Raw genomic sequence first — 13,185 nt, 5'->3', positions numbered from 1 at the left:
TTTAACTCTTCCTGGGCAAGCGCGTCAGGGTAAACCAGTAGCTATCGATCTGGCGGATAGCGTCGATGAACTGTTCCATATCCACCGGCTTGGTGATGTAGCTGGCTGCGCCCAATTGGTAGGACGCCAGCACATCGCGCTCGGCATCCGAAGTCGTCAATACCACGATCGGAATGCTCGCCAGCGCCTCATCGGACTTGACGGCCGACAGCAACTCGCGGCCATTCATGCGCGGCATATTGAGATCGAGCAGAATCAGGTCAGGGCGCGGCGCCGTGCGGTAAGCGTCCCCCTCGCGGTGCAGAAAGGCCAGAGCCTCAACGCCGTCATTTACATGGTGCAGATTGCAGAAGACTTTGTTCTGCTTCAGCGCCGCACGCACCAGATTGGCGTCGGCCGGCTCGTCTTCGATCAGCAGGATATCGAAAGGTTGGGCATTTTCAAGCATCATTTTTTATTTTTCCATCCGGCAATTCGAACACGACCATGGCGCCGCCCTGTGGCGCGTTTTCTATCCAAATGCTGCCATTGCGGCTCTCGACGATGCGCCGGGCAATCGATAAGCCGATGCCCGAACCTTCCGTACTGCCGGGTTTCAGGCGTTCGAAAATTTCGAAAACGCGCCGGCGGTACTCGACAGGAATGCCGGCGCCATTGTCGCTGATACGGTAACGGCTCAGCGCGCCGTCGCGCTCACCGCTGATGTAAACCTGTGGCCGGCTGCCGGCATCAACAGGCCTACCGTAGCGCAATGCGTTATCCAGTATCTCCGTGAACAAATCCATCAGGCGCGGGCGGTCGAGCATGGCCTGCGGCAGATTTCCGGCCATGACGATGGCCTCCAGATCCGTCCATCGCGAAGACAGGCGCTGTTTGACAGCTGTCAGCGCCGCGTTCGCATCCTCTAACCGCAGAATGCCGTGCGGCTCGCCGGCCGCCAGGTAAAGCTGAATATCGCGCACCAGTCCGCGCAAATGGTCGGCATCTCTCTCGAGCGTATCGAGAGAGATGCCGATCTCCTGATCTTCATGCAGTTCTGTCAGACGCTGCCGGAGACGTTGTGTATAGATTGTGAAACGGCGCACCGGTTCCATCAAATGGTGCGCCGAAATCTCGGCAAAGCGGGTCAGTTCGGCATTGGCGCGCCGCAAGGCTTCTTCGGTCAATTTATGCTCGGTAATGTCCAAGCCCGAGCCGATATAACCGATAAAATTGTGGCTATCATCAAAGCGTGGTATGCCGACATCGGCAATCCATCGGTATTCGCCGTCATGGCGCTTTATACGATATTCCATCCGGAACGGCTCACGGCGGTCAAAATGGCTGACATAACAGTCGATACAGCGTTGCAGATCGTCCGCGTGCACCACCTGCACCCAGCCGTCGCCTATCTCCTGCTCCATGCTCCGGCCGGTGAAATCCAGCCAGCCTTTGTTGAACCAGAAGCAGCGCTTATCCTTGCCTGCCATCCATATCAGCACGGGCGCCGAGTCGGCCATGAGACGAAAGCGCATTTCGCTTTCCTTGAGCTCGCGCGTCATGCCTTCCGCTAAGGCGAGCGCACGCGCCTGACCCGTCGCCAACAGCCAGGCCAGCAGCGACAGCAACAGGCTCAGCGCGATGCCGACAATGGCGATGAGTTTCGGTTTGCCCCTGCTCATACGCGCTTCGAACGCCGGCTGGGAGTGTATCGCCAGCGTCCAGGGATGGTTCGCGATCCGGATGTGCCTGACGGTTTTGAAGCGCGGGGGCTGCGTATGAATATTGCCGGATATGTTGTGGCTATCGAACATTTTTGCCTGCCCGAACACAGCCTCGCCATCATAAATTTCGAGATCAAGTTCGGCGGCGCGCTCACCGCCGATGCCGATCATCAGATCATCCATGCGAAACGGTGCGTACACCCAGCCGACGATATTGGCGCGGCGTTCTGCCGGTGTGTCATGCGGCAAACCGTTCCTGTAGACCGGCAGATACATCAGAAATCCGGCCTGCACCTGCTCATCGGTTTCCTGTACCAGCTTCACCTTGCCTGAAACGCTGGTTCCGCCCAGATCCCGCGCCTGCCTCATGGCCGCCCGCCGCACGGGCTCGGCATACATGTCATAGCCGAAGGCGCGCAGATTGCGGCCGCTGAAAGGTTCCAACTGGACAATGGATGTATAGACTTCGCGCTCACCCTCAGGATGGATCGTATAATCGGCAAAGCCTTGCCGGCGCATGGCGTTGATATGCTCGTCCCTGTCCGCTTTGGGCACGATGAGCGAATAACCGAGCCCCTGGATGCCCGGATAACGCTGTTCAAGCTGCAGCATCGCAACGTAGTTTCGGAATTCGTCGCGCTCGACATTGACGGACGCTGCGAATAACCCGCGCGCGCCGCGCAACACCTGTTCATAAGTGGCCATACGCTGTTCAATGTGTTCCACGGTTTCGCGCACGCGGAAATCGAAATCGGTTTTCAGGTTTTGCTCGGCCTGTTGCCGGGCGTTATGCCAGACCGCATAGGTTGTGCCCAGAGAAACACTCAGCACAAGAAAAAACAGCAACTGCGAACCTATCCCGCCATGCAGGAAATGAGCATTTCCAATAGCCGGTCTCATGAGCGAGCCTCTTCTTCGGGCGGCTTTATGGGCAGTTCGAAAATAAACGTGCTGCCCTGTCCCTCGCCCGCCGATTCCGCCCGGATGCGGCCGCCGTGATGCTCGACTATGCGGCGGCACAACGCCAGCCCCATGCCTGTCCCTTCAAAACGGGCCCGCGACTGCAATCGGCTGAAAAAATGAAACAGACGGTCAATCTGCTGCGGATCGATGCCTATGCCGTTATCGCGCACACTGACGCGCCAGCTGTTCGCCGATACAGCCGATTCCACTTCAATGCGCGGCGACTGCCCGGCCTCATGATACTTGACGGCATTGCCGATCAGGTTCTGGAACAGCCGGGTCATTTCGTCGCGGCTGGCAAAGATGCGCGGCCACTGGCCACCGATATTGAGCTCGGCGCCGGCCTCTTCGATGGCGGGAGCCAGGAAGCCAAGCGCCTCATCCAACGCCTCTTTGCTCGACATCCAGCGTTTGGATTCGGTCTTGCGGCCCACGCGCGAGTAATCGAGCAACGATACGATCATCTCATCCATGCGCCTGGCGCCGTCCAGCGCAAAATTCAGGTTTTCCCTGTCCTCATCGTCCAGCTTGCCGCTCAATCCCCTTTCCAGCAGTTGCAGATGGCCGACCACAGTGCGCAGCGGCTGGCGCATATCGTGCGAGACACTGTAGGCGAACTGTTCGAGATCGACATTCGATTGCAGCAGCGCAGCTTCGGCGGCTATGCGTTTGGTGATGTCCTGATTGACGATGATCGCCCCCATGATCTCGCCATGATAATCCCGAAGCGGAATGGCCGAGTTCAGGATTGTTTTGCGCGTACCATCAAAGCATTGGATATCGACGACCTCATCAAGTGACGTCTCGCCGTTTCTGATGGCGCGGGCAGCCGCCCATTCCTGCGCTTCGATGAGCTTGCCGGTATCATGCCACCAGCCGGTGTATTCGTCGTAGTGTTCCGGCCCGATATACCGGGCGCCGCCCCATATGCGTCGTCCCGTTTCGTTGGCCGTCTGGATTGTGCCTTTGGTGTCGGTCACCCAAACACCTACCGGCAACGAATCCAGGACAGTGCGCAACAGAGCCTCTTTCTGTCTCAGTACCTCCTCCGAACGCTTGCGATCGGTAATGTCTTCGACGATGGACCAGATATAATCCTTGCCGTCTGCGCCCTTTATCAGCACGCCGTTAAGGCACAAGGGCACCAGACTGCCGTCCTTGCGCCGGTATTCCTTTTCATAGGGGCCGTAGCGTCCGGTTTGCGCCAGTGATTCCAGTTGCCGTGCCTCGTCAGCGGCGTATTTTTCCGGCGTCAGCGTCCAGTAATCCAGGGCTCTGAGTTCCTGCTCCGAATAGCCGCAGATCGTCAAAAAAGCGCGATTGAACTCAACAAAATGCCCTTGCATATCGGTCAGGGCGATGCCCAATGGCGCCAATTCATAAAGTCCCCGCAGCTTTTCCTCGCTGGCCCGCAAGGCGGCCTGGGCCTGATGCGCAGCCGTGACGTCACGGTTGCTGGCGCGATGCCCCATCGATTGCCCGCCGTCGCCGGTAATGGCCCGACAGTAATGGGTGATCCAGCGGATTTCGCCGTCGCGCCTGACGATGCGAAAATCGACCGACTCCCTGACTCCGCGGGCTATATCGTGAAAGTGCCGCGTCATGATCGGGCGATCCTCGGGATAAATAATGCGCATGAGCAGGTCGGGGTCGGCGATGAATTCGGCTTGCGTATAACCTGTGGCCCGCTCGCAGGCAGGCGACATGTAAATGATTTCCTGGTCCGCCCCCTGCCAGTATTCCCAGTCGAACATACAATCGGCCACTGTGCGGTATTTGGCTTCCTGTTTCGACAGCGCCTCGATCGCCTCCTGCTGACGCTTCCAGCTCCGATAAGCCAGCCCCATCGAAACCAGCGCCATCAGCATCAACAGCGCCCCCAGTCCGGCTTGTGCCCGGCTTTGCTGATAGCTTTGGTAAATTAACATTGCCGCCAGGGCAAAGGCGAGCAGATCGGCCAGCAGAACGCCCAAAACCAATCGCTCCGGACTGGCAGGCGCCGGCGACATTTTCAAACTCACGCCGTCTCCGCACTATGCAGGCGGGCCCGCCAGGATTCGACCGGCTCAGGTCTGCCATACAGATACCCCTGATGAATGATTGGGCCGCGCGCGTTCAGAAAATCGGCCTGCACCTGAGTTTCAACCCCTTCCGCGACGACTCGCAGGTTCAGATGCTGCGCCACCGACAGAATGACTTCCACCAATGCGGCATCGCTGGGATCGACAGTCGCCTCCTGGATAAAGCTCTTGTCTATTTTAAGTTCATGGATAGGCAGGCGCTTCAGGTAAGCCAGACTGGAATAGCCGGTACCGAAATCATCCATGGAAAAATGCACGCCCAATCCGGTCAATTCCGTCATTTTGGCCACGACATCATTCATGTCGGCGATCATGAGCCCTTCGGTCACTTCCAGTATCAGGTGCGCCGGACTCACGCCATTGACGGCTAACAGGTGCTTGATATTTTCGGCAAAATCGGCCTGCCGAAAATGGCGCGGGCTGATGTTGACCGATATGGACAAGGCAGCGCCCTCGTTTTCCAGATCCGCCAATAACCGGCAGACTGCGGCCAGCACCCAACGGTCCAGGGCGGTAATAAGGCCGGTCGCCTCGGCCAATGGAATGAATTGATCGGGCGGGATCAGACCTCGTTCCGGATGCTGCCAGCGAACCAGCGCTTCTGCGCCGACCTGCCTGCCTGCGGCATTGACCTGCGGCTGCAGATAAAGCCGCAATTGATTGCTGCCGATGGCGGCACGCAACTCGCCTTCCAGCCGGAAGCGTTCCTTGATGCCCTCGCCCATCGCCGTCTCGAAAAACACGGTGTTGCCGCCGCCTTTTGCCTTGGCTTTCGCCATTGCCATGTCGGCCTGGCGCAACACATCCGTGGCGGTTTCCTGCAGCGGCTCGGACAGTAAAGCGATACCGATGCTGACGTCAAAATGCACGGCTTCGCCTTCCAGTTCGATGCTTTCGTGCAGTACGGCCCGCAGCGTTTCGCTCAGGGCAAGCGCTTCGCGGCCGGCGGCTTCAAGACAGGCGGAAAGCTCCGGCAACAGTATCGCGAATTCATCGGAATCCAGCCGCGCCAGCAACTGGCCCGGCTTCAATATCCGGCTCAGGCGTTCAGCCACTTTTTTGAGCAAGGCATCGCCGACGGCAAACCCGCGCGCCTCATTGATATTTTTAAAGCGGTCGATGTTGATCAGCAGCACCTCGGCAAAGCCGCCCTCGCGCCGCACATGAGCCAACAGTTGTTCCAGCTGCTTCAGGAACAGCGCGCGGTTGGCCAGCCCCGTCAGGGTATCATTCCAGGCCAGAAGCTCGACGGTTTCCTGGGCGTAACGGATTTCGCTCAGATCGGCAAATACGGCCATATAATTTGTAACGCTGCCCGCCTCATCCCGGACAACGCTCAGCGTCACCCATTCCGGAAAAATTTGGCCGTTTTTGCGCTTGTTCCAGATCTCGCCGACCCACTCGCCGCTCTGATGCAAAGATTGCCATAGGCTCTGATAGAAGAACGCGTCGTGTCGGCCGGAAGCGAGTATACGGGGATTTTTTCCGGCTATTTCCTGCTCGGTATAGCCGGTAATGCGCATAAAAGCCGGATTGACCGCCACGATATTGGCATCGGCATCCGTGACCATGATGGCCTCGCCTGTGGTTTCGAACACGCGCACGGCAAGGCGCTGGCGCGCCTCGACCTGTTTATGCGCAGTAATGTCGCGGCCGAATACGACCAGTCCCTTGCGGCGGCCGTCTTCATGAAAAAGCGGCACTTTAGTGATATGGAATATCAGTGATGATCCATCCGGGCGCGGAATGGTTTCTTCCGAATGCCTGATGCCGCGAGCCTGCCAGACCGCCTCGTCACTGGCTTCGCATTCTATGAACGCTTCACGGTAGAATTTCTGGTATAAAGCCAGCTCCGAACTTTTCCTGCCGCGATAGTGAATATTGTCGAGCTGGAAAAGCCGAAGCGTGAAGTCATTCGCCTCCAGCCAGCGCCCTTCGCCATCCTTGAAACAGACGATGTCCGGCAATGCATTGGTCAGGGTCTGCAAATGCATGCCGGTCTCGGCCAGACGCTGCTCCAGGCGCCGGCGACTGATGGCGTAACGAATGGCCCGTACAAGACTATCGGTATCGAAACAGCCTTTGACCAGATAGTCCTGGGCTCCCAGCGTCAATGTCTGCAGGGCAAAATCGGTATCGTCGCGGCCGGTCAGCACGATCAACGGCAGCCTATCCGCCGCCTGCCGGCCGGCATGTACCGTATCGAGGCCGCTGGAATCGGGCAACGACAGATCCAGCAGCAAAACATCGTGAGGCGGGCTGTCATGTAACTGTGCCCGTGCCTCGGCAAGCGTCGTGACCCAGGTGATATCGAAATTCACGGACCGGGCCATGCACAGGATGGAACGGATCAAATGGGCATCGCCCGGCTCATCCTCTACCAGCAAGATGCGGCAGGATTCAATTTCATCCCTGGCAGGTTCTTTTTTGCCAGATAGTGAAATGGCGTCTGCAGAGGCATAAACGGTAGAATCTTTTACAATCAATTTAACTTCCTTACAGCGTATAACAGCACGCTTTATCGTCGAATAACCATAACTATACGTTAATATAGTTAATCAGAAAACAAGGAAGAAGCTGAGCGTTATCCGCTTTAAGGCGGTCATTCTCAACTTCGGCCGTTTGCAGAACAGAAAGCGGAATAGTGAATCCGGCATTTATCCCTTGATCGGCACAACCGACTTCTGACGTTGTATTGCCCCACTTTATTAAGGGATAATAGGTTAATTGTCATCTCGCCCTTACTTCTCATCTGCTCAATAAAAATCATGAAAAAATCTAGCCTTATTATGCTCGTCGCATTGACGGTGGTACTGAACGGATTGTTCGGCTGGCTCAACAACCGGCCGGTCGACGTCGGTCCCGATGTACCGGACGGCAAACTGACCAGTCTGTCCTTTGCGCCGTACCGTTACGGGCAAAGCCCCATAGAAAAAATACTACCGACGCCCGAGCAAATCGAGGAAGACATCAGCCTGTTGGCCGACAAGACCCATTCGATACGCACCTATACGAGCCTGGAAGGCTTCGAGATAGTGCCGGCTCTGGCGCGCAAGTACGGGTTGAGCATGATTCAGGGCGCCTGGCTGACCTATGAACAGCCTTTCGACCCCGCCCAGTTCAGCCCCGAAGAAGTGCAGAAAATGAACGAAGCCAAGGAACATAACCACCTGGAAATCCAGGAACTGATCCGCTCGGCAAACGCCAATCCGGACGTCGTCAAGCGCGTTATGGTCGGGAATGAAGTGTTGCTGCGCGGCGAGATGGCACCGGAAAAGCTGATCGAATACATCCGCGAAGTCAAAAAAGCCGTCAAACAGCCTGTTTCCTATGCCGATGTCTGGTCCTTTTATATGAAATACCCCGAAATCGGCAAGGAAGTCGATTTCATTACCATCCATATTCTGCCCTATTGGGAAGACGAGCCGCTGGAAGTCAATGACGCCATCGCGCATATCGAGAAAACTTACAAGCAGGTTTATGACCAAGTGCAGGCGCTGTACCCTGGCAAACCGATCCTGATCGGCGAATCCGGCTGGCCCAGCAATGGCCGCCAGCGCGGCTGGGCCATACCGAGCGTCGCGAACGAGGCGAAATTCATTCGCGGCCTGATCCAGGTATCCAAGAAAAACGGCTTCGACCTGAACATCGTCGAAGCCTTCAACCAGCCCTGGAAAAGTGCGCTGGAAGGCGTCGTGGGCGCGAATTGGGGGCTGTTATCCGCCGATCGGACGCCGGTCTTCCCATTGACCGGCAAAGTGGTTGAAGATCCGAACTGGGTAAACAAGCTGATGGTATCGACCGTGATCCTGCTGCTGGCCGTCGCCTATTACTTCAAGCCCTTGTCGCAGCTGCCGCTGCCGCGTTTGGCTCTGTTTCTGGCTTTTGCGCAACTGCTGGCGTCACTGCTGGTCATGCATGCCGATGAATTATGGGCCGCCAGCTTCAACCCGCTGCAAAGCGCCGGCACTGTCGCGATCGTTATCATCAACACGCTGTTGGCCGTTTGCCTGGTGCAGCGCGCCATGGCCGTGCTGAACAATGGATCAGCCAATGAAAAACTTGGCGCCTGGCTGCAGGGTGTCTATCTGATCCTGATCGCGCTGGCTGTCTATAAAACCTATACGCTGGCGCTGGACGGGCGCTATATCAGCTTCCCTTATGACATGACCTCTATCGCCGTGACCGGCATGCTGGGCCTGATCGCCATGCGTTATCTTGATGAGAGGACGTTGTCTGCAGGAATGCTGGACTTCGACAGACTGATCGGCTACAGCCAGGCCAGTCCGAAACGCAACAGGATTATCGCCTATGTCCTCGTTGTCATGGGTCTGGCGCTGATTGCCGGCGAGACACGCGCTTTCCTGATCAGTCGCGACTTTATCGAGGCCCATCCCGACCTGGCCGAACGCTTCAAACTGGCTTTCATTTATACAGTCACCAACAGCCAATTGCTGGTCTGGCTGGCCAGCCTGGGCGCGCTGGCGTTACCGCTTTGGGCCGGCGGCTATGAAAGCGCTGAAACCGCCTTGCTGACGCCACAGAGCGTTGAGGCTGCAGAGCAGGAATAACAGCTTGTGAATGTGGGGGCGACTTTAGTCGCCTTCATGCGCATCGTTTAAGGCATGGAACCACGAAGAAAATCCAGGCAAGAATTCCGCGCTGTTCGTGGCTTATTATTGACTGAAGTTACGCATAGGCGATTTCATCCCGTTTGCCGCGCCGAGCACCGCAGTTTTTTAGCGGCGGTAGGCTGGGTTGCTAAACCCAGCATTTCGGCCGTCCATGCCGGGTTTCCGCTAAAGCTCCAACCCAGCCTACACAGGCTGTTAAAAGAAAATAACTCGCCTTCGGGTGCGATAAATCGGGATAGCCGATCTGAATTCAACTTACTGCATAACATCAGTTAATGATATGTTGAGTGTCGCCTCACCGGCACAGAATATTCTTAACGCATCTCCAGCATGATTTTCTTGATTTTGCCGAGCACTTCCTGCTGCTGCGCTGAAGAAAGCTTTTTGAAATCCTGCTCGAATTCGGCCCAGCTATAGGCCGCCCCATCCTCGGTTTTATCCGGTACGCCAATGCCGCAATCGGCGAACACCTGCTGAATCGGCTGGCCCGCACCTTCCAGCGTAATCGCCGCCGTCAGAACCTGCTTGATCATCGTATTGACGCGAATAAAAATGGATTGCCCGGACAGAATGTCGTCGATAATTTCCCTGGCATGCTCATCCGTGTAGCCGCGGCGCTTGGAATCCGCAAACGTTTTCATCGAAATCGTGACCGGCGGTTTTTTGTCAACTTGATACTCGACATCAAAAGACCGGCCTTGTGACGCAATCAGGCTATTGGAATCGACCACAAATTGCAGCTTGTTTTCCTTACAGGCAACCTCGAGCCTGATCAGTTCATACTGGGCACTGCTCGGCAACGGCGATCTGGCATAACTGTAAGACTGGTTGGTCAAGCGGTCCCGATCCTGCTGGTAGCTCCAACCGCCGGCAGCCAATACATTGATGGGTAAAGCAATCAGAAGCGCCAATATGATCCTGGAGGTGGATTTGCCGAAAAAAATGCGGTGCTTCATTTCGAGTCCTGAAATTTGGAAAGCTATTAACTTAATAAGATTGAAGTCGAAAGTCACGACTAAATTAAATAAATCTTAAAGCCGCTGGATTTCTGATTCTGCCGCGCTAGCATAGGAAGATACGCTTACGGTAACTAAACAACCACCCGCTTGAGCAGGTGGTTGTTTAGTTTGAACAGTTGTCTTTGCCGTAGATGCGGGTAAGCATATCATTGTGTTTGTATGCCCCACTTTGCTTGAAGATAGTCGTGGCGAGTATCGAAGATGCGTTTCAATTTATCGCCGATTAACAGGACATGCAACAATTCGCCCAGCCCTCTGTAAGGCATGGCGTAAAACACAATATCTTCCAATATGACGCCATCAGAGCATTCGCTTAATTTCACCTCATGGCTCCAGAATTTGAATGGGCCAATGCGCTGCTGGTAAATGAAACGCAGCGGTTTCTGGCAATGGCTGACTTCCGACAACCAAGCCATTCGTATAGCCCCTGCCGCTTTCATTCGATAGCTGATCATCAAGCCGGCATAAATTTCGTCGGGCACTGGCGAAATAATGTCGACATGAAAAAAGTCGGGGGTGATGTCATTGAGATAATGCGGCGAAGAAAAGAAGCCCCAGGCCTGCTGACGGCTCATGCTTAGCCTTTGCTTCCGGTAGAGCTGATAAATTTTCATGATGTCGGGTTTGGTCTATTTGAGGATCGCTTTAACGCTTCGATCGTCAGTATCTATCAAACAGATAACTGCCGCTTTGCCAGCCTGATTTCTTTTGGCTCTATCGCAAAATTTGCCAAGGAAAGCAGCGTCAAAGGTCGGTCCCGTACGAGTTGTCAATCAGGCAGCGCCATTTACCGTCTGAGGACTTTTTGAATATGTAGGTAGGGCGTCTGGACATGGAGACCTTGGATTCCGTGAACCGCTCTGCCAAAAGTTCAAGCTTGCAGATGACCAGTGCGACGCCGCCGCCCTCGATGACTTGAAAGTCGCTCTGACGCACCAAAAGGCTGTCGTTGAAGTATGCAAATATGGCCCGGAATGCTTCAGCGATTTGAGCTTTGCCATGTGCATATCTTCCAGGCTCGACGACCAGCGTAGCATCTTCTTCGTAGAAGTCCATCAATGCGTCAATATCGCGCTGATCAATCGCTTTGTCCGCTCTCCGAATCGCTTCAATTACTTCGTGTTCTACCATTGCCTTCGCTCCTTATTGAGACTTGTTTGACGAACTTGTTAGCGTGCACTCACAGATTGCGGGCTTTCTCCCATAACAGATCCTGTCCCACTTGCTTATACCAGTGTTCGAATTGAGAACGGTAGTGTTCAAAGGGCTCAGACAGCTTTGGACGGGGATCTTCGCTCAGGGCGTATGCCATGCCCTCGGTAAACCATTCAGGCGCTCGCCACATCTTGATCATGCCCAGTTTTTCATTTTGAAGGTGATGAATCATTTCATGGCGCACATAGTAAGGTTTCCAGGCGCGAGGGCTGATAACGATGCCAAAAGTCCCTATAGTAGCGGCAGAACGTTTTCCTAACCCGAAGGCTTGAAAACAGTTCTCGGAGCTGCAGAAAATGACCCTCGGCTTTTTTTCGATTGCACCGACCGACGAGCCGACAAAATGCAAAGCCTCATCGTATAGATGGGCCGCTTCCTGATGGCGTGACATGTCGTCTATGCACAAGGTGTCATTGGCGCAGTACAATCCCGTCAGTTCAGGCGCCGCAACCCGAACGGGCTTAAAGAATGCCCAGGCAACGATAGGGAGGCAAAGCATGCTGGTAAACAATAAACATTTAAACATATGAATCTCTCAAGATGCACATCGTTTGAGTTAAGCCGCGAAGCTGTGCCGCGGCTTGCATGAATTGTCATGCATTTTTCACCTCGATAAACCATTTTGGCTGCATGCCATCAAAATCCGTTCGAATGTTTGATGGCAGATAGCTGGCGGAGTCTAGAACAATGGCAAGGCCCCCTGCTCTTTTAAACACGACCCAATGCCAGAAATTTTTACCGTTTTCCTGATGATGCTTGATGGATAGCAGCGCCAGATCAGGCAAAGTGTCCCATGATTCAAAAGGCAATTCATCGGCGGAGGTTTCAATACCTGCTGCGGAAAGCATGCGCCTTACATATTGGGCATCAGACCAGAGAGATTTATCTGAGGCATAGATCCCCATTGCGTTAGCTATTTCTTTCATCTCTGCGTAAGTCTTGCCCAAGATATTGGCTACCGATGCGATTCCGCAACCGGTTTTTTCTTCCTGTATCACTGGAATCACGGCTTGTGACGCCCCATGCATAACAAGTAATTAGACGATTTCAGCCTATCTCCCCGCTCTTCTGCCAGCGCTCGAACCATTCGGTCAATTCGCGCGTATCGCCCAGGCTGCGGAGCTGGCGGTCGATGGCGTCCTGATTGCCCCACACCGTCTCGGCCCAGGCGCCGTCGGCTACGCGCGATTCGATGTCCTTGCAGTAGAGCCCTTTGTCGCGCTGGACGTAGAATCCGTATGTGCGGCAAGCCACCGGCCGATGGGCATAGACCCGGCAGGCCCCCGCAGCCTGATCCAACAGCGGGCAGACAATGGGCCGCGATGACTGTCCGGCCAACGCGGCAATGCCCTGACCGATTTCCCGAAGCTGCTCCGGGGGCAACGCGGCCAGTTCTTCCCGCAACAGCTCCCACTCAGCCTCAGTGAGTCTCGGTATTTCGGCGAGCCGCCGGCAACAGCTGTCGCAGCCCAGGCCGCATAGCCAATCGGGATTGGCGCTCCGGATGGCTTGTACGCGTGCTTCAATATCGGCATGAAGTTGGGCGAGTGTTTTCATCTTGGTAATCTGA

The 13,185-nt window shown here is 55.2% G+C and carries 11 protein-coding genes; 1 reads left to right on the top strand and 10 read right to left on the bottom strand.

Going from position 1 to position 13,185, the window contains the following annotated elements:
* Position 1 precedes the first annotated feature (1 nt).
* The 4 genes from ACTNE6_RS06655 to ACTNE6_RS06640 are packed head-to-tail and all read right to left on the bottom strand — an operon-like array spanning position 2 to position 7,233.
* Positions 2–451, bottom strand: coding sequence for a response regulator (locus ACTNE6_RS06655; RefSeq protein ID WP_442499072.1), 450 nt, complete (start codon positions 449–451; stop codon positions 2–4).
* On the bottom strand, positions 441–2,603 hold the full coding sequence (locus ACTNE6_RS06650; protein WP_442499071.1) for a CHASE domain-containing protein: 2,163 nt from the start codon (positions 2,601–2,603) through the stop codon (positions 441–443). The genes ACTNE6_RS06655 and ACTNE6_RS06650 overlap by 11 nt, the downstream gene beginning before the upstream one ends.
* On the bottom strand, positions 2,600–4,687 hold the full coding sequence (locus ACTNE6_RS06645) for a PAS domain-containing sensor histidine kinase (RefSeq protein WP_442499070.1): 2,088 nt from the start codon (positions 4,685–4,687) through the stop codon (positions 2,600–2,602). The genes ACTNE6_RS06650 and ACTNE6_RS06645 overlap by 4 nt, the downstream gene beginning before the upstream one ends.
* Complete coding sequence (locus ACTNE6_RS06640) at positions 4,684–7,233, bottom strand: EAL domain-containing protein (protein WP_442499069.1); 2,550 nt, start codon at positions 7,231–7,233, stop codon at positions 4,684–4,686. The genes ACTNE6_RS06645 and ACTNE6_RS06640 overlap by 4 nt, the downstream gene beginning before the upstream one ends.
* A 282-nt stretch (positions 7,234–7,515) precedes the next feature.
* Between ACTNE6_RS06640 and ACTNE6_RS06635 the strand changes: the two genes are divergently transcribed.
* Positions 7,516–9,318: a glycoside hydrolase family 17 protein gene (locus ACTNE6_RS06635; RefSeq protein ID WP_442499068.1), complete on the top strand. Its 1,803-nt coding sequence runs from the start codon at positions 7,516–7,518 to the stop codon at positions 9,316–9,318.
* A gap of 377 nt (positions 9,319–9,695) precedes the next feature.
* On the opposite strand, the gene ACTNE6_RS06630 is transcribed toward ACTNE6_RS06635, so the two are convergent.
* From ACTNE6_RS06630 to ACTNE6_RS06605, 6 genes are all read right to left on the bottom strand, one after another.
* Positions 9,696–10,337, bottom strand: coding sequence for a hypothetical protein (locus ACTNE6_RS06630; protein ID WP_442499067.1), 642 nt, complete (start codon positions 10,335–10,337; stop codon positions 9,696–9,698).
* Positions 10,338–10,546: 209 nt separating this feature from the next.
* Positions 10,547–11,014: an SRPBCC family protein gene (locus ACTNE6_RS06625; RefSeq protein ID WP_442499066.1), complete on the bottom strand. Its 468-nt coding sequence runs from the start codon at positions 11,012–11,014 to the stop codon at positions 10,547–10,549.
* A 130-nt stretch (positions 11,015–11,144) separates the two neighbouring features.
* Positions 11,145–11,531 (bottom strand): YybH family protein, encoded by a 387-nt coding sequence (locus tag ACTNE6_RS06620; protein ID WP_442499065.1) that lies wholly within the window; start codon positions 11,529–11,531, stop codon positions 11,145–11,147.
* A gap of 49 nt (positions 11,532–11,580) precedes the next feature.
* The gene (locus ACTNE6_RS06615) at positions 11,581–12,141 is read right to left on the bottom strand and encodes a hypothetical protein (RefSeq protein WP_442499064.1); all 561 of its coding nucleotides are present in this window, start codon (positions 12,139–12,141) and stop codon (positions 11,581–11,583) included.
* Between the two features lie 67 nt (positions 12,142–12,208).
* Positions 12,209–12,622, bottom strand: a complete 414-nt coding sequence (locus ACTNE6_RS06610; RefSeq protein ID WP_442499063.1) for a hypothetical protein — start codon at positions 12,620–12,622, stop codon at positions 12,209–12,211.
* Positions 12,623–12,662: 40 nt separating this feature from the next.
* Positions 12,663–13,172 (bottom strand): YkgJ family cysteine cluster protein, encoded by a 510-nt coding sequence (locus ACTNE6_RS06605; protein ID WP_442499062.1) that lies wholly within the window; start codon positions 13,170–13,172, stop codon positions 12,663–12,665.
* Between the last annotated feature and the right edge of the window lie 13 nt (positions 13,173–13,185).

The organism is Methylobacter sp. sgz302048, from assembly GCF_052162025.1.
GTDB lineage: Bacteria > Pseudomonadota > Gammaproteobacteria > Methylococcales > Methylomonadaceae > Methylobacter.
Note: the sequence above shows the minus strand (reverse complement) of the source record. Positions and strands in the feature narration are given on the sequence as shown.